The organism is Sorangium sp. So ce693 (genome assembly GCF_051521375.1).
Lineage (GTDB): Bacteria > Myxococcota_A > Polyangia > Polyangiales > Polyangiaceae > Sorangium > Sorangium atrum.
Window position 1 is genome coordinate 3250232 of record NZ_CP150347.1, and the last position, 20789, is coordinate 3271020.

16 protein-coding genes are annotated in these 20789 nt (G+C 71.2%); 10 read left to right on the forward strand and 6 right to left on the reverse strand.

Annotation, left to right across the window (positions count from 1 at the left end; translation table 11 throughout):
* Positions 1-2: 2 nt before the first annotated feature.
* Genes WMF14_RS12545 through WMF14_RS12555 form a run of 3 tightly spaced genes read right to left on the reverse strand, consistent with a single transcriptional unit; the run spans position 3 to position 1655 of the window.
* Positions 3-527: a chemotaxis protein CheD gene (locus WMF14_RS12545; protein ID WP_437801159.1), complete on the reverse strand. Its 525-nt coding sequence runs from the start codon at positions 525-527 to the stop codon at positions 3-5.
* A complete protein-coding gene (locus tag WMF14_RS12550) occupies positions 524-1273 on the reverse strand; it encodes a GAF domain-containing protein (RefSeq protein ID WP_437801161.1) in 750 nt (249 codons plus the stop codon). Before WMF14_RS12550 ends, WMF14_RS12545 begins: the two co-directional genes overlap by 4 nt.
* 13 nt (positions 1274-1286) lie before the next feature.
* Positions 1287-1655, reverse strand: a complete 369-nt coding sequence (locus WMF14_RS12555; RefSeq protein ID WP_437328911.1) for a response regulator — start codon at positions 1653-1655, stop codon at positions 1287-1289.
* Positions 1656-1993: 338 nt separating this feature from the next.
* Here WMF14_RS12555 and WMF14_RS12560 point away from each other — a divergent pair, with 338 nt between their 5' ends.
* From WMF14_RS12560 to WMF14_RS12575, 4 genes are all read left to right on the forward strand, one after another.
* Positions 1994-3511, forward strand: a complete 1518-nt coding sequence (locus WMF14_RS12560; RefSeq protein WP_437801164.1) for an isochorismatase family protein — start codon at positions 1994-1996, stop codon at positions 3509-3511.
* The gene (locus WMF14_RS12565; RefSeq protein ID WP_272102992.1) at positions 3508-4212 is read left to right on the forward strand and encodes a glutathione S-transferase family protein; all 705 of its coding nucleotides are present in this window, start codon (positions 3508-3510) and stop codon (positions 4210-4212) included. The genes WMF14_RS12560 and WMF14_RS12565 overlap by 4 nt, the downstream gene beginning before the upstream one ends.
* An 804-nt stretch (positions 4213-5016) precedes the next feature.
* A complete protein-coding gene (locus WMF14_RS12570) occupies positions 5017-6495 on the forward strand; it encodes a vWA domain-containing protein (protein ID WP_437801166.1) in 1479 nt (492 codons plus the stop codon).
* Positions 6473-6721, forward strand: coding sequence for a putative metal-binding motif-containing protein (locus WMF14_RS12575; protein WP_272102995.1), 249 nt, complete (start codon positions 6473-6475; stop codon positions 6719-6721). Before WMF14_RS12570 ends, WMF14_RS12575 begins: the two co-directional genes overlap by 23 nt.
* Before the next feature lie 45 nt (positions 6722-6766).
* On the opposite strand, the gene WMF14_RS12580 is transcribed toward WMF14_RS12575, so the two are convergent.
* Both WMF14_RS12580 and WMF14_RS12585 read right to left on the reverse strand, forming a co-directional pair.
* A complete protein-coding gene (locus WMF14_RS12580) occupies positions 6767-7564 on the reverse strand; it encodes a CPBP family intramembrane glutamic endopeptidase (RefSeq protein WP_437801168.1) in 798 nt (265 codons plus the stop codon).
* 73 nt (positions 7565-7637) lie between these two features.
* A complete protein-coding gene (locus WMF14_RS12585; RefSeq protein ID WP_437801170.1) occupies positions 7638-8516 on the reverse strand; it encodes an alpha/beta fold hydrolase in 879 nt (292 codons plus the stop codon).
* Positions 8517-8790: 274 nt separating this feature from the next.
* On the opposite strand from WMF14_RS12585, the gene WMF14_RS12590 reads away from it, so the two are divergent.
* A complete protein-coding gene (locus tag WMF14_RS12590) occupies positions 8791-9762 on the forward strand; it encodes a CheR family methyltransferase (protein WP_437801172.1) in 972 nt (323 codons plus the stop codon).
* Between the two features lie 116 nt (positions 9763-9878).
* Here WMF14_RS12590 and WMF14_RS12595 read toward each other — a convergent pair whose 3' ends face one another.
* Positions 9879-12635: an MXAN_6577-like cysteine-rich protein gene (locus WMF14_RS12595; RefSeq protein ID WP_437801174.1), complete on the reverse strand. Its 2757-nt coding sequence runs from the start codon at positions 12633-12635 to the stop codon at positions 9879-9881.
* Positions 12636-13016: 381 nt separating this feature from the next.
* On the opposite strand from WMF14_RS12595, the gene WMF14_RS12600 reads away from it, so the two are divergent.
* From WMF14_RS12600 to WMF14_RS12620, 5 genes are all read left to right on the forward strand, one after another.
* The gene (locus tag WMF14_RS12600) at positions 13017-15488 is read left to right on the forward strand and encodes a DUF3656 domain-containing U32 family peptidase (RefSeq protein ID WP_437801176.1); all 2472 of its coding nucleotides are present in this window, start codon (positions 13017-13019) and stop codon (positions 15486-15488) included.
* Between the two features lie 205 nt (positions 15489-15693).
* Positions 15694-16110: a hypothetical protein gene (locus WMF14_RS12605; RefSeq protein WP_437801178.1), complete on the forward strand. Its 417-nt coding sequence runs from the start codon at positions 15694-15696 to the stop codon at positions 16108-16110.
* 936 nt (positions 16111-17046) lie between these two features.
* Entirely contained in the window at positions 17047-18075 is a 1029-nt protein-coding gene (locus WMF14_RS12610) for an ABC transporter substrate-binding protein (protein WP_437801180.1), read from the forward strand.
* Positions 18076-18173: 98 nt separating this feature from the next.
* A complete protein-coding gene (locus WMF14_RS12615) occupies positions 18174-19712 on the forward strand; it encodes a sugar ABC transporter ATP-binding protein (RefSeq protein WP_437801182.1) in 1539 nt (512 codons plus the stop codon).
* Complete coding sequence (locus WMF14_RS12620; RefSeq protein ID WP_437801184.1) at positions 19705-20787, forward strand: ABC transporter permease; 1083 nt, start codon at positions 19705-19707, stop codon at positions 20785-20787. Before WMF14_RS12615 ends, WMF14_RS12620 begins: the two co-directional genes overlap by 8 nt.
* Positions 20788-20789: the final 2 nt, after the last annotated feature.

Genomic DNA, 20789 nt, shown 5'->3' on the forward strand with positions numbered 1-20789 from the left:
GATCACAGGGGCTGGATGGCGGCGCTGCCGTCGTCGGTGCGGAAGATGAGCTTCCGGCCCTGGCTGCCGCCCGTGTCCTGGTGGACGACCCGGATCCCGGCGGCGCGCAGCATCATGAGCCCGACCGCCACGTTCTGGTGTCCGAGGTGAGAGTCCCGCTCCCGGAAGGCGGAGATCATGCAGGCGCCTCCGACGATCCGGGCCTGGAGCGAGCGGGGCGTGGCGCCGAAGGCCGCGAGGCGATCGACGAGCTGCTGAAAGGCGGTATCTCCGAAGCGCCCGAGCGCCAAGCCGAGGTTCGGGCAGCTGGGGAGCACGTAGTGATTCATGCCGCCCACGCCGAGCGACGGCTCCCAGAGGCAGATCGCGACGCACGAGCCGACGATCGTGGTGATGATCGTCGGCTCGTCCGACGCGAAGATGTTGCCCGGCGTGAGGTAGTGGGCCAGCGGGCTGCTCGGGGGGGGCACGCTCGGCCGCGCTCCTCCCGCGCCGAACCGCTGCGACGGGGGCTTGAGCATCGTCATCGCATCTCCAGGGCGCCGCAGCGCTCCCGCCCCGCGCAGAACGGTCCGGCAGCCAGGGTGCCGAGCGCTTCGAGAAGACCCTTATCGAGCGGCCCGAGCGCGGGTTTCTGCGAGAGCAGGTGGAAGACGGCGATGACGCCGACCACGCGCTCGTCCATCGTGAGCGGGACACAGGCCATGACGTCGCCCTCGCCGCGCGCACAGGGGGCCTGGGGGGCGGCCGCGTCGCTGCCGAGCGCGGCGCCCTGCCGGAAATACGGCTCGATCCTCCGCGCCACGCGCCCCACGACGCCCTCTTCCGGCGCCACCAGGACGGCGGACGACGGATCGATGCCGTAGGCCGCGACGACCCTCGCCGCCCCGCTGCCATCGATCTCGAAGACGGCGATCTCCTCCGAGCCGACGAGGTTCGCGATGATGTCCTGGAGGGCGCGGCACGCCTCCTCACGGGTCCGGAGCGGCAGGAGCCGGCGGCTCGCGACATAGAGGCTCGCGAGCTGCGAGCGCTGCTGTTCCTCTGCTGCGCATCGGCCTTCGGCGTGCGCGAGCGCCGCCTCGGCGCGGGCGGCGCGGGCCTCGAGGCGCCCATGGGCCCTCCGAGCCCGGCCGAGCAGCCGGCCGAGCGCGCGGGCGCGCCGCGCGAGCCTCTTCTTCTGCCCTTCGAGCGCGCTCACGTGCGCTCTCGGCGATCCCTCGCGGCGCACCGCGTGCTCCACCCAGCGCTCAGCTTGTCCATCACGCGACATGTCGGTCTTCACCTCATTCGCCGAGACAGCTCTTGACCTTCTCGAGGAGCTCCAGGGAGTCGATCGGCTTCGTGATGTAGTCCGAGCAGCCACTGCGAAACCCCTCCTCCCTGTGCGAGACCTCACCTCGGCTCGTGACGAGGACAATCGGCGTCTCCCGCGTCGCCTCCTCCGAACGCAGCCTCCGGCAGGCCTCGAATCCATCCATCGCCGGCATGATCACGTCGAGCAGGATCAGATCAGGCCGCTCGGCGAGCGCCTTGACCACCCCGGCGCTGCCGTCCTTGGCAGTGACCACGTCATAGCTCTTCCGGAGGATCATCTGCTCCATCATCAGGACGGTCTCCGAGTCGTCCACCAGCAGGATCTTCTTTCGAGACACCGCCGCCTCCCCTCGCAGGCAACGAAGACCACTCGAGCGCTCGCCCGTGCGGCTCGACCGCCACCTCTCCCCAAGGGGCGTCGCCTTTGCTCAAGGTACGCTCGGGTCACGCCCCAAGTAAACATCAATCGAGGCGAGACCACTTTAACATACAGCGTCTTTCCTGCTGGGCCGGCGGCTCGGCCCGCCGGACTCAGCCTTCTCGACAGCGCAGGTGCGAGGCTAGACGCCGCGGCGAGAGCGCCGGTGTCTGGCGGAGCCTGGCGGTCCTCTGTTCCGGGTTGCGCGTCGCGGCGCGGGAGCTTGGCCGTGCGATCGTCCGGTGGTACCAGGACACGATGGACGTGAGAGCCGGGCTGCCCTCCCAGGATCCTGCGCGCACGGCGCTGCTGATCATCGACATGCAGAACGACTTCCTCGCGGAGGGAGGCGCGTTCTCGAAGCGTCACTGCGATCCGCGCCAGCTCGCGCAGACCGTGGCCTGGCTCGTGCGCGCGGCGCGCGCGCAGGGGCGGGTCGTCGTGTGGGTGACGTCGGTCTACGGCGAGATCGACGCGGCCCCGGACGCGCTCCGCGGGCAGACGCACACCGGCAGCGCGTGCTGCGCCCGCGGCACATGGGGCGCCGAGCTGTTCCCGGCGCTCGTCCCGGTGCGCGCCGAGCGCCCCGCGGGGACCGCGGAGTGGCATGTCGAGAAGCGCTGGTATTCGGCGTTCCGCGAGACCGAGCTGCACGCCCGGCTGGAGCAGGCGGGGGTGACCGCCGTGGTCCTGTGCGGCGTCGCGACCAACGTGTGTGTCCTCGCCGCCGCCCGCGACGCGCGCCGGCTCGGCTACGACGTCGACATCCTCGGGGACGCGACCGCGGCGGGCACCGCGGGCAAACACGCCGTGGCGCTGCGCGAGATCGAGGGCCTCGGCGGCCGGCGCCGCAGCTGGGCCGACCTCCTCTCCGACGGACCCGGGCCGGTGCACATCGCAGGTATCGGCGCGGGCGAGACGGCGCTGTGGTGCGGCGCCCTCGACGAGCGCCTCGCCGGGGAGGCGGGCGCCTTCGCCGCTGTCGAGCGCGAGGTCGCCTGGACGACGATGCGCCACCGCGGCGGGGAGGTGCCGCGCCTCGTCGCGATCCAGGGCGAGCGCTCGCCCGACGGCGCCATGCCGCTCTATCGCCACCCGGTCGACGAGCAGCCCGATCTCTGCCCCTTCACCCCCGCCGTCGACCGCATCCGCAGGGAGGTCGAGCGCCGCGTCGGGCACCCGCTCAACCATTGCCTGCTCCAGCTCTACCGCACGGGGCGCGACTGGATCAGCGAGCACTCCGACAAGACGCTCGACCTCGTGCGCCCGTCGTTCATCGTCAATGTCTCGCTCGGACGACAGCGCACCATGGTGCTCCGGCCCAAGCGCGCCGAGGACGGGGACGCTGTCCAGATGGTCCCTTTGCCGCACGGCTCACTGCTCGTCATGGACCTGGAGACGAACGGCCGATTTTATCACGCCATCCGCCAGGAGGGGGACGCGGAGGGCGAGGGCGACGGCCCGACGTCGCCCTCGCGCATCTCGCTCACGTTCCGGCACATCGGCACGTTTCACGATCCGGCGACCGGGGCTGTCTGGGGCGTCGGCGCGCCCGCGTCCGATCGCGCCGAGGCCGAGGCGCGCGCCCGAGCCCGATCTGCGCTCCCCGGGCCGGAGCGCGAGGCGGAGGAGCGCGGCGAGGCAGAGCGGATGTTGCAGCTCTTCCGCGCCGAGAACATCGACCCCACCTTCGACGCCGCCGCGTACCGCCCGGGCTTCGAGGCGCTCAATTTTCGCACGCTCCGCGCGTCGCAGGAGCCTGGAGGCGACCGATGAGCGCGCAGCGCGCGGTGTATTTCGTGAACGGCTCGATCTCGAGCTGGCGCGTCCTGATGGCGGTTCACGAGAAGGGCCTGGCCTTCGAGCCACGCCGGCTGCGCGTGATGCGGGAGCCCCGGGAGACGCGCACCCCGGAGTTCCTGGCCCTCAACCCGCGGGGCCAGGCCCCGGTGCTCGTCGAGCCCGACGGCACCGTCATGAACGAGTCGCTGGCGATCCTGACGTACCTCGAGCTGCGGTATCCCGAACCCCCGCTCCTCCCGCCGCTCGCCGAGCCCGGCGCGCTCGCCCGCGCGCTCGCCTTCGCCCAGGAGTCCGAGGCCACGGCGTGCGTCTACGACCCGCTGGAGAGCCTCTTCGAGGCCGGTGCGGCAGCCATCTCGCCGGACCGGCGGGCGGCCATCCTGGGCGCGCTCTCGGGCGTGGAGCGGGAGCTCGCGCTGTGGGATGCGCGGGCGCAGGAGACACGGTTCATCGCGTCGGACGCCTTCACGCTCGCGGACTGCGCGTTCTACCCCGTGCTCGCCTACATGCAGCGGCGCGGGCTGTCGCTCGCCGGCTATCCAGCGCTCGACGCCTACGAGCGCAGCGTGCGGGGTCGCCCCTCGGCGGTGGCCTCGTATCCCGAGGGCTGGTCCCACGACCGGGCGCGCCCCGACCTGTTCGCGCAGGCGCGGGCGCTCGCCGCTGCGACGTAGCGCGGCCGCCCCGACGGCCGTGGGGTGAACGCGGCCCGCTCGATGCGTGGATAGGTCGTCGAGCGCGCCGCCCTCGCGCACGGGCTCGAGCTCACGAATCTGTGATTCAAGGTGATCGATCGCGTTCGCCGAAATGGTCTCGGGGACGAACTTCGGCGATGCGGCGCTTCATCTGGGCTGAAGTCGGCCATCGCCACTGAACCTTTCGGAGGTGTCATTCGACCGGGACTCACCGAGCACGATCGATCGCCGTCCCATTGCGTGGCGAGCTGAATAGTTGAACTACCTTGTTCTTGACAGGAAAGCGCGTTCGGACGTCTGATTGCGCCGCGATAGCAGCTGCCGTTCCGGTGAGCGCAAATCCAACCGACGAACGTTGATTGTGCTCGCTCCAGGGCAAGCCCCAACGCTGGAATGATGGCGCCGTTCGGAGAGCGTGAGGCCCGGACCGAGCCGATGGCACCGAAGCGTGGAGCGGGCTGCCAGACACCGCCTCTGCCCATCTGGACTCACCCACGGCCTGACCTGTGGCACCGCCCGGCGCCGCAAACGCGTGAGTCCGATGGAGTCAGGGGGCTTGAGCCGGCGCGGTCGCCGCGATGGATAGCTCACCGGAGCGGGCCTGCGCTCTGACGCCGCTGTCATAGAGCAGGCTGGAGAGGCGCGTGGATGCGCGCCCCCGCCAGACGAGGTGCGCGTCGAGGCGTTGGCACTGAAGCTGCACCCTCCGCGGCAGGATGCGGGGCGAGGACGTGTCGCGATCCTGCGCGACCTGTCCGCTCAGGCGTTCGAAGGAGTGACGGCATGAATCGACTCTTTGGGTTCATCATGACGGCCGCGTCGAGCATCGCGGTTGTCGGCTGCGGAAACGATATGGCCTCGGGCTACGCTGGCGATTTCGGCGCGACGCCCGGGGGCGTGAAGGATATGGGCTTCGCGCGAGGCCTCGTCGAGAACGGCAGGGTGCCGCCGCCCGAGGCGTTCGTCGTCGAGGCGATGTTCTCGGAGCACGATTTGCCGCTCGAGGGCGCGCCGTGCGCGACGCTCCTCTGCGTGCGCGCCGCGATGGGGATAGCCCCGGACGCGCAGGGCGAGAGCGCCGCGTGGGTACAGGTCGGCATGTCGTCGACGATCGATCCCGAGACCTTCAAGCGGCCGTCGATGGCGATCGTCGCGACGGTCGACGTGTCCGGCTCGATGTCGTGGAGCTACGGCGATGGCGATGGCGGGATGCCCGCCGCGATAGCGCACTCGCTCCTCTGGAACGTGGCGAGCCACCTCGACGCCGACGATCGCTTCGCGCTCGTCACGTATGGCTCGTCGGTCGACACGCCGCTCGACTGGACGCGAGGGAACGACCCCGAGATCAAGGAGGCCATAGGCGAGCTCTCGGAGGACGGCTCCACCAACATGGAGGCGGGCCTCCTTCAGGCGTACGAGCTCGCGCGCGAGGCGAAGGGCACGGCCGACGAGGTCCGCGTCATGCTCTTCACCGACGTTCAGCCGAACGTGGGGGCCACCGGCGGCAGCGAGTTCGAGCGCCTGGTCGCGAAGGGCGCGGACGACGGCATCGGGATCAGCGTCTTCGGCCTGGGCCTGGGGCTCGGCGCCGAGGTCATGAACCGGATGTCGCACCTGCGCGGGGCCAACGCCTTCAGCCTGATGAACGCCGACGACGTGGGTCTCTTCATGCAAGACAACTGGCCGTGGATGGCGACGCCGATCGCCCATGATCTCAGCCTCGTCGCGACCCCTTCGCCGGGCCTCTCTCTCTCGCACGCCTATGGCTTCCCCACGGGGGAGGCCGGCGCGACGTCGATCGCCTCGCTCGACGTGGCGAGCGTGTTTCTCAGCAAGCGCAAGGGGGCGCTGCTCCTTTCCCTCACGCCGGCGTCGCCAGAGGAGATCGCTGGGTCAGAGGTGGAGATCGCGCTCAATTACGTCGACCGCTCGGGAGAGCCGGTCACGAGCTCCCTCTCGGCGCGCTATGACGGCGAGGCGCTCGACGAGCGCGGCGTGGTGATGCCGCAGGCGAGCGTCGACAAGACGGTCGCGCTCGCGCTCCTCGTGCAGGCGATGCACGACGCGGCGCAAGAGTACGGCTCGGACCACGCCGCGGCGATTGCCACCCTGGAGCCCGCGCTCGCGCGCTTCGCGGCCGACGCGGCGGCGATAGGAGACGTCGGCATCGACGAGGAGGCGGCGTTCTGGCCCGCGCTCCTGGACCTCATGAAGGCGGACGCCCCGCGAGGAGACTTTTATGGTGATCTCAGCGGCAACTGACCCTCTCCGGAGGCTCGTGATCGTCCTCGGCTGCGCGCTCGTCACGGCGTGCGGCGCCTCCCCGGATCGAGACGGCGACGGGTTCGACGCGTCGGATGACTGCAACGACGCGAACGCCGAGGTGCACCCGGACGCCGCCGAGATCTGCGACGACGGCATTGATAACGACTGCGATCTCATGGTCGACGTCGCCGACGCGGCCTGCTCCGGCGGATCGGGCGCGTGAGCCAGGCGCCGAGCGAGCGAGCCCGATCCCAGCGCCCCGGACGTGTCACGCCGGGCGGGGCGCTGGCTGCGCCGTGGCGGCGCTTCGCGTCTGTACCTGCATCCGCCGCGCGGTGATCACCGCGGCCACGAGCGCGACGATCGTCGTGACCAGGAGCGGCGCGGCGCCGTCGCCGGACATGTGCGCGCGAGAGACGTTGTCGAAGTGGATGCCCAGGTGCGCCGCCCACGCGACGAGCACGCTGCCGCCGGAGCGGAGGTGCAGCGCCGTCATCAGCACGCTGAGCGACGTGATGAACAGGAGGCTGAGCGGCCACGACCACCACGGGACGCCCGGCAGGCACATGGCGGGCAGGTGCCAGAACGTCCATGCGACGCCGAGGACGAGGCTGGCGCGCACGGGTCCTTGCGCCGGAAGGAGCCGCCGGAGGGCATAGCCGCGCCATCCCAGCTCCTCACCCAGCGGGGCGAGGACGGCGATCCCTCGGTGTTCCGGTGTGACAGGCATATAGAGGAGCGTCGCCGGCAGGCTCCCGCCGGCGAGCGCCAGCAGCGCGAGGCCGAGGAGGTGCAGCGCCGCCGGCATGCACAGCGCGAGCGGCGCGTAGCCCCAGCCCGTCGGGGCGCGGTGGAGTGACAGGAGCCCCGAGAGCCCCGCTCGGCCGCCCTCCTTCCAGGCGCAGACCGCGGCCGCGAGCGACGGGCCGACGGCGCCGAGCACGAGCGGCGCCATGGCGACGCCGGGAGAGATGCCGGCGCCCCACTGCTGGAGCAGCAGGGGCAGCTGGCAGAGCCATGTGATGGCGTAGGCGAGGAGGAAGAACCGGGCCACCGGACGAGGCATGGACCGCCGGGACAGCGGCGCGCGCAGGATGTTCCCCCGTGGCCGCGCCCGGGCGGGGCATCCCGCGTGGGGCTCACATCCCGCGCGTGCGTTCCAGCAGCGAGCGCAGGATCTCCTCCGCATGCGTCCACAGCAGCGACCCTCCCGCCTCCGGGAGCACGCGCCGCTCTGCCGCACGCAGCCGCCCGGCGAGCGACGCACCGAGGTCCGGCGAGTGCACCGTGCTCGTGTCCCGCGCGCCGTACCACAGGTCGACCGGCGCGCGGATGCTCCCTGGGTCGAACGGCCACGGGCTCATCGTCAGCACCGTGTCGCGCGCGTAGCCGGCCGGCCCCTGCGAGAACGCCTCATCCATCGCGCGCCGGTAAACGCGCTCGAACACCGGGGCGGTGTACACCGCGCGGTCGACGTCCGCGAGCGTCGGAATGACGAAGCTCCACATCGCCTCGGCGCTGAACCCGGCGAAGAACGCCTCCGCGCGCGCAGGGTCGCTCGCCACGAGATCCACGAGCCGCCGCACGTCCGGCGCCAGCGCATCGGCGAACACCGGATTCGCCAGCTCATCGGTCCCAGCGACCACGGCCACGCCAGCCACGACCCCGGCCGCCGCGCAGGCCAGGGCGAACGGCGCGCCCGCCGAGAACCCGACGGCCGCCACGCCGGACAGCTGCCGCGCCTCGAGGAAGCGCCGTATGTCCTGCGCCCAGTCGTCGAGCGTGCGGCCCGGGGCCTGGTCCGACGCCCCGAGCCCCGGGCGATCCACGGAGATCAGCCGCACGCCGAGCCCGCCGATGACGTCGCCCCCGAACCCCATCGACCGGCTCGTGGCGCCGCCGGGGCAGAGCAGCACCGGGATGCCGTCCTCCGGTCCCCACTCCGCCCAGCCCAGCCGCCGGCCGTCCGGGAGCGCCGTCTTCCCGAGCCGAACCGGCTCCACCACGCCGCTGATCATGGCCCCAAGGTAGTTGACCTGCTCCGAGGATGCCAGGTGCTCCGTGCGTGTCGGGAAGGCGCCGAGACCGACCGGGGTCAGGACAGTGTACCAGGGAGCACACGTGTACGAGCTGCGCAGTTCCGCATGGAGCTGCCACGGACTCCCATGGTACGGTGATGTTGCCAGGGGGTGAGTGGGGTGAACCTGTGATCGAGCCCGCGCCGCCCTTCGGCGCGCAAGTGCCCATGGATCGACTGCTCGACGGCGCGCCGGCCGGGGAAGGGGACAGGCCATGATCGCGGTCGCCGAGCCGGGCACGCGCACGCTCAGCGACGACGAGTTCGTCCTGTTCCAGAGGCTCGTCAAGCGCCTCTCGGGCATCTCGCTGGGCCCGCAGAAGAAGCCGCTCCTGCTCTGCCGGCTCGGGCCCCGGCTCCGCGTGCTCGGCCTCCGCAGCTTCGGCGAGTACTACCGCCGGGTGACCGCGGCGGACGGCGAGGGCGAGCTCGTGCACATGCTCGACTGCATCTGCACCAACGAGACCCATTTCTTCCGGGAACGCGAGCAGTTCGAGCTCCTCGATCGCGAGATCCTCCCGGCGTGGGAGAAGAGCGCGGGGCACGGCGCGCCGGACCGCGGAGCGCCCCGCGCGCGCGTCCGCCGCCCGCTGCGCGCGTGGAGCGCGGCCTGCTCGACCGGGGAAGAGCCCTACTCGATAGCGATGACGCTGCTCGACAGCCTGGCCTCCTCCGACGGCAGCGGCGCCGCGGGACGGGCGCCGCGCTGGGCAGGTGGCGCGCCGGCGGGCGCTCCGGGGATTGGCGTCCTGGCGACGGACCTGTCCGTCCGTGCGCTCGAGCAGGCGCGACGCGCGGTGTGGCCGATCGAGCGGGCCTCGGAGATCCCGGACGAGCGCCTGCGCGCCTACATGCTCCGCGGGACGGGCGCAAGCGCGGGCCTGATGAAGGCCGGGCCGGAGCTGCGCCAGATCGTCACCTTCCGGCGCTTCAACCTGCTCGACGCGGCGCCCGAGCGATTCGGCCTGTTCGATCTGATCTTCTGCCGGAACGTCTTCATCTACTTCGACGCCGCGACGAAGGCGGAGATCGTGGCGAAGCTCATCGCCAGCCTCGCGCCCGGAGGGTACCTGTTCCTCGGCCACGCCGAGGGCCTTCACGGGACGGACCCCCGCGTGCGATGCATCGCGCCATCCGTTTATCGGCTCCAGCCTCTGGCAGGGCTCAAGGGAAGCCGGAACCAGTAGCGCTCCTCCGGGGAGCTGCTCCTGAACAGCAGCTCGTCCGACGGAGCCTCTCGCGAGGTGACACGCGACGCTGCTCGGCGGTGCGAGGTGCGCGGTGCGCGCTGCGCGCTGCGAGGTTACGGATGGATGTTGAGCTCGTAAACGCCGGATTCCTGGAACGCGCCGTCGACCACGATGACGATGGTCTGCCCAGCGTCGAGCGACACCGTGACCTTTGACGTGAACAGGTGCAGCTCCTCCCCGAGCACGTCGTCGCTGCACGCGATCTCCTCGCCGTAGCAGTCTCCGTCGAAGACGGCGAGCACGGTGTCGTAGTCGGAGCCGACCGTATCGATCGTGTACGTCCCCGCCTCCGGGGCGGTGAACAGATAGACCACCTCAGGCGCGTCGATGCCGCCGCAGCTCGCGTCCACCTTGGCGAGGCTCCCCTTGGTTGTCCCCGTCGCGGTCTGGGAGGCGAGGGGCGTGAGCTCGATGGGCTTATCGCACGTGCCGGTGCCGTCGAACAGGTCCACGTTGAGCATGTAGTCGCCCTCCGCGCCGTGGCTGTCGACGCTGATCAGGGCGGTCTGGCCGGCGTCCAACCACACGAGCTTGCTCGAGTCCCTGCTATCGTTGACGCAGGCCATCTCGTCGCCCTCGCACCCGCCGTCGCGCACGGACAGGACCGTATCGATCGCGGAGCCCACGGTGTTCATGCGGTAGAAGCCATCTGCGGGCGCGGTGAAGCTGTACGTCGCCTCGCCGCCGGGGACCGAGGCGCAGGAGGGCGCCAGGAGATCGGGATAGCCCTCGGTGTTGCCCGTGACCGACTGCGGGACCACGGCGTCGAGCTCGAAGAGGGGGCACGGCGGCGCCTCCCGCTGGGCGATGTTGAGCGTGTAATCGCCGCTCGTCGACACGCTGTCCACGGAGACGATCACCGTCTGACCGGCGGAGAGGAACAGGCTCGCCCGCGAGTGGGTGACGACCCCCGCGGGGTCCACGTTGTCATTGCACCTGAGCGAGGGGCCAGAGCACGAGCCGTCCAGCACCTCCAGGACCGTATCGAGCGCCGAGCCGTTCGTGTCGAAGACGTAGAGCGCGTCGGCCGGGGCGGTGAAGCGGTACGTCGCCTCGGGGGCCCCGCGAGAGGCGCAGTCCGGCGCGAGGTGATCGGCGAGATCCGCGGTCGTGCCCGTGACCGTCTGCGGCACCGTCGAGCCGAGATCGATCAACGGGCACGGCACCTCGTCGACCTCGAGCCGGTAGTCGCCCGTCGCGCCCGCGGTGTCCACCACGAGGACGACGGTCTCGCCGGCCGCGAGCGAGAGCGTGATGAGCGCCGGCTCGAACAGGCCGTCGACGCACGCGATGAGCTCGCCGGCGCACGAGGCGTGGCGCGCCTCCATGAGGACGGGGAAGCTCGAACCGGACGCGTTGAACGTGTAGAGGCCCTCGCGCGGCGCCGTGAAGCCGTAGGTCGCCTCGCCCCCGGTCGAGAACGTCGCGCACGCCGAGATCAGGTTGCGGAGGTGCTCGTTGTTCCCGGTCACCGTCTGCGGCAGGGTCCCGCCGATCTGGACGCCCGGGCACGGCGGGGCCTCGAAGAGATCCAGCGTGAAGCTCGCCAGCGGGCCGGCCGGGTCCGCCACGGCGACGATCACCGTCTGACCGGCCTCGAGCGTCGCGAACGCGTTCGACTCGCCGGCGCCGTAGCGGCAGCTGAGCGAGGGGCCCGTGCACGTGCCGCCGTCGAGGACCTCGACGATCAGGTCCGACGGGGCGTGCGCGCTGAACACGTAGGTGCCATCCGACGGGGCCGTGAACGAGTACGTGGCGTCCGGGGTCGCGCTGATGTCGCAGGTCGCGGACACCGTGTCCTCGCGCAAGACGGTCGTGCCCGTCACCGTCTGCGGCACGACGGGATCGAGGGCGGTCGGCGCGCACTGGACCGGCCCGGGCTCGGCCACGCGGAGCGTGAAGTCGCCCTGCGCGCCGCGCGCGCCGCTCACCACCACGAGGATGCGCTCGCCCTCGGCGAGATCGACGGAGAGCTGCGACTGGAGGCTCCCCGCGTTGTCGTTGCAGGCGAGCTCCTCGCACGTGTCGGCCCGCAGCGCGCCGAGCGTCGTGTCGTAGGGAGACTCGAAGGTGTCGAACAGGTAGGTCCCCGCGCGAGGCGCCGTGAACAGGAACGCCTGATCGGCCGCGCCGGGCCCCGCGCAGGTCAGCCAGCGGTCGTCGTCGGCGCCGAGCGTCGTGCCGGTCACCCGCTGCGGGACGGCGGAGCCGATGTCCCGGGAGGGCTCCGCGCTGCACGCGCAGGTGCCGCCTTCGCACGAGCGCCCGGGGTCGCACGCGCGATCGCACCGGCCGCAGTGCTGCGGATCTGCGGCGAGGTCCACGCAGCTGCCGGCGCAGTCGGTGAGGCCCGGGAGGCAGATCGGCCGGCATGTGGAGCCGGCGCACGCGCGGCCCGGCGGGCACTGCGCGCCGCACTTGCCGCAATGGTCCGGGTCGGTGCGCGTGTCGACGCACTCGTCGCCGCAGCGCTTCACGTAGCGGCCCTCGCGGCACTCGGATGGCCCGCCGCCGTCACCTCCGCCGCCGCTGCCACCGTCGCCGCCGCCGTCACCGCCGGTCCCCAGCGGCTCGCAGGCGCCCTTCACGCACGCCGCACCGGCCGGACATTCCTGGCCGCACGCGCCGCAGTGCTCCGGATCGGCGTGCAGCGCCACGCAGACGCCGTCGCAGATCGAGTAGGGAGCCTCGCAGCGCGGCGCCAGGGCGTCGTCGCCGCCGCACGCGGACGTCGCCGAGAGGACCGCGGCAGGCAGCCAGAGCGCGGCCATCGACAGCGCCTGTCCGAAGCGAAAACCGTGTCTGTTCATCGGCATCCCCCTGCGGCACGCGCCGTCGACGCGCGCGAGCCGGCGGAGAATGCGAGCGCCTCTCCGACGTTCGGCTCCCGGGCTCCGCGCTGGTGGTTGATGGCTGACGTGGCCGCTCCGCTCATCCGACCCTGCCATCGAGGCCTCGCCGCGCCGGCCGGCGTCGACCCGACCGCACCTCGGCCGGGTAGGCCGCTACACGATCGTGCCTCACGTCGCGAAGCGAGGTCAAGGCGCGCCGTCTGGCAGGCTCTTCGGGAGGGCGAGCCCGCGCGCGCCAGGTGGTAGAGAGCGACAACCGCGCCACCCCTTGCTAGAACCGCCCCCATGTCGCGGCCCGCGCGCCCTGAAGTCCTCGCTCCCGCCGGTGATCGCGCCGCCATGGAAGCCGCCGTGCGCGGCGGGGCCGATGCCGTCTACTTCGGCCTCCGGGGGGGCGCCGCGGGAGGCGGCGCGGCGTCGCCCTTCAACGCCCGCGCGCGGGCCGCGAACTTCGACGCGGCGGAGCTCGAGGAGGCGGTGCGCTTCCTCCACGCCCACGGCGTGAAGGGCTACGTCACCCTGAACACGCTCGTGTTCGACGACGAGCTCCCGGCGGTCCGCGGCGCGATCGAGGCGTGCGCCGCGGCCGGCGTCGACGCGGTCATCGTCCAGGACCTCGGGGTGATGCGCCTCGCGCGGGCGCTCGCGCCCGGGCTCCCGATCCACGCCTCCACGCAGATGACCTGCACCGACGCGGCCGGCGTCGAGCTCGCGCGATCGCTCGGCGCCGCGCGCGTCATCCTCGCCCGGGAGCTCTCGCTCGACGACATCGCCGCCATCCGCCGGGCGACCGACGTCGAGCTCGAGGTCTTCGTCCACGGCGCGCTCTGCATCGCCTACTCGGGGCAGTGCCTGACGAGCGAGGCCATCGGCGGCCGCAGCGCCAACCGCGGCGCCTGCGCCCAGGCCTGCCGCCTGCCGTACCGCCTCGTCGTCGACGGCGCGCTGCGCGACCTCGGCGACGCGGCCTACCTCCTGTCGCCGGAGGACCTCGACGCCACCGACGTCATCCCCGACCTCGTCGCGCTCGGCGTCGCCTCGGTGAAGATCGAGGGGCGACTCAAGGGTCCGGAGTACGTCGGCGCCACCGCGCGGCTCTACCGCGCCGCGATCGACGCGGCGGTCGGCGCGGGAGCGGGCCCCGGGGCCACGGACCGGGAGGCGGCGCTCCAGGCGTTCTCGCGGGGCTCGGGCCCCGGCTTCCTGCGCGGCGTCGACCACCAGCGCCTCGTCGACGGCCGCACCTGCGATCACCGCGGCATCGAGGTCGGCGAGGCGCGCGGCGCCGGGCGCCGGCGCGGCCACGAGGTGGTGGTCGTCCGCGCCGCGCAGCCGCTCGCGCGCGGCGAGGGGATCCTCGTGGAGGGCGGGTTCGCCGGCGAGGGCGAGATCGGCGGCCGCATCTGGGGCCTGTGGGCTGCCGGCCGCGAGGTCGAGCGCGCGCCGGCGGGGGGCGACGTCGAGGTCTGGCTCGGGCCGGACCGGCGGCTGCCGGAGGACGTGCTGAGCGGCGCGCGGGGGCTGCGCGGGCGCCGGGTCTTTCGAACGAGCGACCCTGCCGGCGCCCGCGAGGTCCGCGAGGCGCTCGATCGCGCCCCGCGGCGGGTGGCGATCGACGTCCGCCTCGAGGGCCGCCTCGGCGAGCGCCCGCGGCTCTCGGCGGCGACGGAGGGCGGGGCGTCGGCCTCGGTCGAGATCGACACCCCGCTCGGGCGCGCCGATCGATCGCCGCTCGACGAGGCCACGCTGCGAAAGCAGCTGGATCGGCTGGGCGACACGCCGTTCGTCCTGCGCGGCGTCGGGCTGTCGCTCGACGGGCCCGCGCTCGTGCCGCCGTCGGCGCTCAACCGCGCCCGCCGGGCGCTCGTCGCGGCGCTGATCGAGGCGTCGCACAGGCCGCATCCTTCGGCGCCGCTGGAGGCCGAGGGGCTCGTCGCCGGGATCGCTCCGCCGGACGCCCCGCCGCCGGCGCCGGGCCTCTTCGTGCTGTGCCGCAACGTAGCGCAGGCGCGGGCGGCGCTCGACGCCGGCGCGAGCGGCGTCTACCTCGATTTCCTGGAGATGGTCGGCCTCGGCGCCGCGGCGCGCGAGCTGATGGCGGCCGGGGCCTCCGTGGGGGTGGCGCCGCCGCGGATCCGCAAGCCGGGCGAGGAGAAGATCGACAGGTACCTGCTCTCGCTCGGGCCGGCGGCGATCCTGGTCCGCAGCCTCGGCGCGCTGCTCGACGCCACGCCGGGCGTGCCCCGGATCGGCGATTTCTCGCTGAACGTCACGAACAAGCTGGCCGCGCGCGAGGTGCTCTCGCGGGGGCTCGCCGCGTTCACGCCGTCGTTCGATCTCGACGCCGCCCAGCTCGAGTCGCTGCTGGACTCGCCGTTCGGGCCGTTCGCCGAGGTGGTGGTGCACCACCCGATGCCGCTCTTCCACATGGAGCACTGTGTGATCGCGGCGACGCTGTCCGAGGGCAAGGATCACCTCACCTGCGGCCGCCCGTGCGAGCAGCACGCGCTGTCGCTGCGGGACCGGGCGGGCATGGATCACCCGCTGGAGGCGGACGTGGGGTGTCGGAACACGGTGTTCCACGCGGCGCCGCAGAGCGCGGCGCACCTCGTGCCGAGGCTCGCGAAGAGCGGCGTGCGGCGGTTCCGGATCGAGCTGGTGCGGGAGGACGCCGATGGGGCGCGGCGCGTGGTGGAGGCGTACCGGCGGCTGCTCGCCGGGGAGGTGGCGCCGGCGGAGGTCGCGCGCGGGCTGCGGGCCGAGGGGAGCTACGGGGTGGTGCGGGGGTCGCTGCGCGTGCTGCAGGCGTGACAGGGACGGCCATGGCGCTCGACCTGATCCTCACTTGAGGAGAAGGACACCCAGACCTCGGGACGGCACACCGGGCAGGGTGGCCGGCGGTCATGATCCGAGTGTCATGTGTCGCGCGCTCCTCGTCGGCCAATCCCGCTCGCTTCTCGCGCCGGCACGTGAGTTGCTGAGCTCCGAGGGCATGCAAACATCGGGTAGGGTGGTGGTGGGGTGTTGGTTGCTCGCTGGCTGCAGCGGTCCCGACTTCGACGAAAACCGCGCGAAGTGGCGGGCCGACCGGCCAGAAGACTATGTCATCTCCATCTGCGGCACAGGCTTCGACCGCGGATGTACGCTCGCCGCGGTCTCCGGCGATACCGTTGTCGCCGCCGCTCACAGCGAGTTCGACGAGCCGACGAGCGGCGACTGGACGTTCGATGAAGCGCCCGATCAAGCGGATCCGGTGGAAGCCCTGTTCGACCGAGCAGAGCGCGAGAGCGACTGCGAGCTCCGCGACGTTTTCTTCGACGACCGCTACGGCTACGTGGCGTACTTCTATAAGGACTGCGGCGAAGAAGGGGGCGGCTCGCGAGTCGCTTGCTTCCAGCCCGACACGAGCGACGTGACGCGCTGCACGGAGTGAGCGCAAGGCGAACGCCAATCAACAGACCGAGTCGCCCTCGCTGGCGCCGCGCCGTGCGCTCGGCTCTGCGGAGCGGCCTCGGACCTCTCGACTCCATTTTCAACCCAGCAGATAACCCATAGAGTTCCCCTCGGCGAGACGAGGGCGAGGGGCGGCGTGGCCAGGCAGGCGCCACACCCCGCTGCAACAGCAGCACGGCGTGGGTGTCTTGAGGATGCGCTCGCAGTCTCCCAGGCAGGGGGGCGAGATCGGTCCGGATGACAGAGGTCCCGGTCCTCATGACGACCCCAGTCCTGGGCAAAGCCAAAGGGGCCCAGAGGCATAATGTGAACGTTCACAATACCGATGTCAATTCGAAACGGCCGTCAGCGACCGTCCTCGCGCCCCGACGGCGGACAGGTCTCCTCCGGAGCGCCGCGTCAAGAGGGGCGGGCATCGGGCTGCGGTCACACAGGCGCTTCAGCGTCGTCGCCGCCGGCGCGCGGCGGGCCGGCGATGATCGCGGTAAGGCGCCCGCGCCTCTTGCCGCGGCGCTCCGGAGGAGCCCCGCCAGCCTCGTGCTCCCTCGGGCTCGGGAACCTTACGGCCCGGTCGATTGGAATTGACGGTGCTCATGTGATCGTTCACATTGTTGGCGAGGGGTATCCTTGTTGCTGTGCCTTGCTCGGGTCGCCACGCGCACCGAGGCATTCGTCTTCTGAACGATTTTTACACCAGCTCCGTTCGCTCGGTCGTCGCGGAAGCGATCGCTGAACGATGGGGATTGGCATCGGGCCGAGGGTGCTCCCAGAGAACACGTCCTACCGCGCTCGTTCGGCGGCTGTCGTGAAATCTCGAGTGCTGTTCACCGGAGATGATTCCTTACAAAGATCCGGCGGTGCTGGCGACGCGGCCGGCTGACCACCGTCGGGGGCGGCGTGATCTATGTCGAAGAGCATGAACCCTCAAAACCACGTGTCACGAAGGCTCTTCCTGGCCATCCTGGGCTCGGCGTCCGTGGCCGCCGGCTGCTCCCGCGAGGAGAGCGACGCGGCGCGCGCCTCTCAGAAGCCGGCGTCGGACGCCGACGCCGCGGGGCGGAAGCCGAAGAAGCTGTCCGAGATCGTGGTCGGCTTCTCGCAGACGGGCGCCGAGAGCTCCTGGAGGATCGCGCACAGCAAGTCGATCCAGGAGGAAGCGGAGAAGCGCCACGTGCAGCTGCTCTTCGCAGACGGCCAGAACGTGCACAACAACCAGGTCAACGCCGTCAACGGGTTCATCACCAAGGGCGTCGACGTCATCGTCATCGCGCCGCAAGAATCCGTGGGCTGGAAGCCCACGTTGAAGGAGGCCAAGCGCGCCGGGATCCCGGTGGTGCTCACGAGCCGGGGCGTGGACGCCGAGGAAGATCTGTACGAGACGGTGATGGTGGCGGACTTCGTCTGGGAGGGGCGCAGGGCAGGGGAGTGGCTCGCGAAGCAGACGAACGGCAACGCGCGGATCATCGAGCTCGTGGGCACGCCGGCGGCGGACGTGGCGGTGATGCGCAAGACCGGCTTCGCCGAGGCCATCGCGAAGCACCCGGACATGAAGATCATCGCGAGCCAGAGCGGTGACTTCACGCGTACCAAGGGAAAAGCCGTGATGGAGACGCTGCTCGCGGCCCACAAGGGCGAGATCAACGCCGTCTACGCGCACAACGACGACATGGCGCTCGGGGCGATTCAGGCGATCCAGGCGGCAGGGTTGAAGCCCGGGCAGGATATCCAGGTGATATCGATCGACGCCGTGAAGCCGGCGTTCGAGGCCATGATGGAGGGGACGCTGAACGCGACGGTCGAGTGCAACCCCCTGCACGGCCCCCTGCTCTTCGATACGATCGACAAGATCGTGCGTGGCGAGAAGGTGCCGAAGCGCACGATCGTCCCTGGCCAGATCTTCGAACGCGAGCAGGCGGCGGCGGCCATCGGCTCGCGGCCCTACTGAGGAGGGTTCGGCGCCGGCGCCCCGATGGGGCGGCGCGGGCGCCATCACGCTCGTGAGCTCGCTCGTCGCGCGGCGCTCACGTACGGAGCAGCAGCCGCATGCCTGTCTCGAAAGCCTTGCTCTCTGTCGAGGGCCTCAGCAAATCCTTCCCCGGAGTTCGCGCTCTGCACGACGTGCACGTCGAGGCGCGCGCCGGCGAGATCCAGGCGTTGATGGGGGAGAACGGAGCCGGCAAGTCGACGCTGATCAAGCTGCTCACCGGCGTCTATTCTCCCGACGCCGGGACCTTGCGCCTCGGCGGCACGGTGATCCGGCCGACCTCTCCCCGCCACGCTGAATCGCTGGGGATCAGCGCGGTGCACCAGGAAATCAGCCTGATCCCGCACCTCTCCATCGCGGACAACATCATGCTGGGCCGGCAGCCTCGGCGCTTCGGCCTGATCGACGGGCGCGCCGTCCGCGCGAAGGCGCGTGAGGCCCTCGCGCGCCTCTCGCTGGATCTCGACGTGTCGCGATCGGTGGCGGCGCTGCCCACCGCGCTGCAGCAGATGGTCGCGATCGCCCGCGCGCTCGCCGTGGACGCGCGGATCCTGATCCTGGATGAGCCCACCTCCAGCCTGGATGAAGCGGAGACGCTGCGGCTCTTCGACGTCATGCGGGGGCTGAAGGCGCAGGGGTTGGCGATCCTCTTCGTGACTCACTTCCTGGATCAGGTCTACGCGGTCAGCGACACGATCACGGTGCTCAGGAATGGCTGCTTGGTGGGGCAGTACGTGAGCAGCGAGCTGCCTCGCCTGGAGCTCGTCCAGGCGATGCTGGGCGTCAAGCTCGGCGCGAAAGACAGGGCCGGGCCAGTCGGCCCTGCCGGTCCGGGAGGGGGGGCGAGCGCCGCGGAGCCGGCGCTCGCCGCGCGCGGCCTCGAGAGAAAGGGGGTCATCGGACCCATCGAGCTCGCGCTGCGGCCCGGCGAGGTGGTGGGGCTGGCGGGGCTGCTCGGCTCTGGTCGAAGCGAGACCGCCAGGATGCTCTTCGGGATCGAGCCCGCCGATCGCGGCGAGCTCGCGGTGAACGGACGCGCGACCGAGATCAAGACGCCACGGCACGCGATCCGGGCCGGCCTCGCGTACTGCCCTGAAGACCGCAAGGTGGATGGCATCATCCCGAACCTCTCCGTGCGAGAGAACCTCCTGCTCGCCTTGCAGGCCTCCCAGGGGGCGCTGCGGGTGCTCCCGCGCCACGAGCGGGAGCGTCTGGTCCAGCACTACATCAAGACCCTGAGCATCAAGACGCCGTCCCCGGAGACGCCCGTCAAGCTGCTCTCGGGCGGCAACCAGCAGAAGGTGCTGCTCGCGCGTTGGATGGCCATGCAGCCGCGGATCCTGCTGCTCGACGAGCCCACGCGCGGCGTGGACATCGGCGCCAAGCTGGAGATCGAGGCGCTGGTGAAGTCGCTCAGCGAGAAGGGGGTCGCCACGGTCTTGATCTCGTCGGAGCTCGAGGAGGTCGCGCGCAACTGCTACAGGGTGGTGGTCTTGAGGGACCGCAAGCAGCAGGGCGAGCTCGTGGGAGAGTCCGTGACGCCTTCGTCCATCATCCAGGCCATCGCCCATCAGAAGGAGGCGCCGTCCGATGCTTGAGAAGATCACGGAAGCGGCGCCCACGAACGCCAACCTCACCGGCATCGCGATCCTCCTCTTCACCGGGTGCGCCGGCGCCCTGCTGCTCCTGCGCGGGCGCCGCGAGGCTTGGCCTTTGCTCGGCCTCCTGGCGCTCCTCCTGTTCAATTCGGTCCTGTCCAAGAACTTCTTCTCCATCGTCGAGCGCGACGGGGCCTATTACGGGACGCCCATCAACCTGCTCAACCAGGGCTCGGAGGTGATGCTCCTCGCGATCGGCCTGACCCTGGTGATCGCCGTGAGGGGCATCGACCTGTCGGTCGGCTCGGTCATGGCGTTGTCCGGCGCCACCTGCGTGATCCTGATGAAGGAGGCTCACTGCGGGCCGCTCCTGGCTGCGCTCCTGTCCCTCGCCGTCGCCGGCGCCGTCGGCCTGTTCAACGGCGCGCTGGTGACGGCGCTGAACATCCAGCCCATCATCGTGACCTTGATCAGCATGGTCGGTGTTCGCGGCGTCGCCATGCTCATCACCCGCGCCGAGCCCGTGACGCACACGGATGCGACGTTTGCGTTCATCGGCAACGGTCACGTCGGTGGCTTGCCGTTCTCCATGGTGCTGGTGGCCGCCGTGTTCGTCGTCGCCGCGCTGCTCTGCCGGAGGACGGCGCTCGGCCTGTTCATGGAAGCGATCGGCGACAACGAGCGGGCGAGCCGGCTCGCCGGCGTCGACGACCGCCGCATCAAGCTCTGGTTGTATGGCTTTTCCGGCCTGTGCGCCGGCATCGCCGGCCTCGTGGCCGCCTCGTACATCTCCACGGCCGACCCCGATCGCGTGGGGCGCCTGCGGGAGCTGGACGCCATCTTCGCCGCGGTGATCGGCGGTACGGCGCTCACCGGCGGGCGCTTCTACCTGGGTGGCACCCTGATAGGAGCGTTGTTGATACAAACGCTCTCCACCACGATGTACATCCAGCATGTCCCCTCGGAGATCGAGCCGATGCCCAAGGCCGGCGTGATGCTGCTCAGCTGTCTGCTGGTCTCGGAGGAGTCGCGCCGGCGGCTGCTCGAGCTGCTCGGCCTCAGGCGGGGGCAGTAGGG

Coding starts and splice junctions, on each gene's coding strand:
- WMF14_RS12545 (WP_437801159.1), bottom strand. CDS start 527: ATGACGATGCTCAAGCCCCCGTCGCAGCGGTTCGGCGCGGGAGGAGCG.
- WMF14_RS12550 (WP_437801161.1), bottom strand. CDS start 1,273: ATGTCGCGTGATGGACAAGCTGAGCGCTGGGTGGAGCACGCGGTGCGC.
- WMF14_RS12560 (WP_437801164.1), top strand. CDS start 1,994: ATGGACGTGAGAGCCGGGCTGCCCTCCCAGGATCCTGCGCGCACGGCG.
- WMF14_RS12565 (WP_272102992.1), top strand. CDS start 3,508: ATGAGCGCGCAGCGCGCGGTGTATTTCGTGAACGGCTCGATCTCGAGC.
- WMF14_RS12570 (WP_437801166.1), top strand. CDS start 5,017: ATGAATCGACTCTTTGGGTTCATCATGACGGCCGCGTCGAGCATCGCG.
- WMF14_RS12575 (WP_272102995.1), top strand. CDS start 6,473: ATGGTGATCTCAGCGGCAACTGACCCTCTCCGGAGGCTCGTGATCGTC.
- WMF14_RS12580 (WP_437801168.1), bottom strand. CDS start 7,564: ATGCCTCGTCCGGTGGCCCGGTTCTTCCTCCTCGCCTACGCCATCACA.
- WMF14_RS12585 (WP_437801170.1), bottom strand. CDS start 8,516: ATGATCAGCGGCGTGGTGGAGCCGGTTCGGCTCGGGAAGACGGCGCTC.
- WMF14_RS12590 (WP_437801172.1), top strand. CDS start 8,791: ATGATCGCGGTCGCCGAGCCGGGCACGCGCACGCTCAGCGACGACGAG.
- WMF14_RS12595 (WP_437801174.1), bottom strand. CDS start 12,635: ATGAACAGACACGGTTTTCGCTTCGGACAGGCGCTGTCGATGGCCGCG.
- WMF14_RS12600 (WP_437801176.1), top strand. CDS start 13,017: ATGGAAGCCGCCGTGCGCGGCGGGGCCGATGCCGTCTACTTCGGCCTC.
- WMF14_RS12610 (WP_437801180.1), top strand. CDS start 17,047: ATGAACCCTCAAAACCACGTGTCACGAAGGCTCTTCCTGGCCATCCTG.
- WMF14_RS12615 (WP_437801182.1), top strand. CDS start 18,174: ATGCCTGTCTCGAAAGCCTTGCTCTCTGTCGAGGGCCTCAGCAAATCC.
- WMF14_RS12620 (WP_437801184.1), top strand. CDS start 19,705: ATGCTTGAGAAGATCACGGAAGCGGCGCCCACGAACGCCAACCTCACC.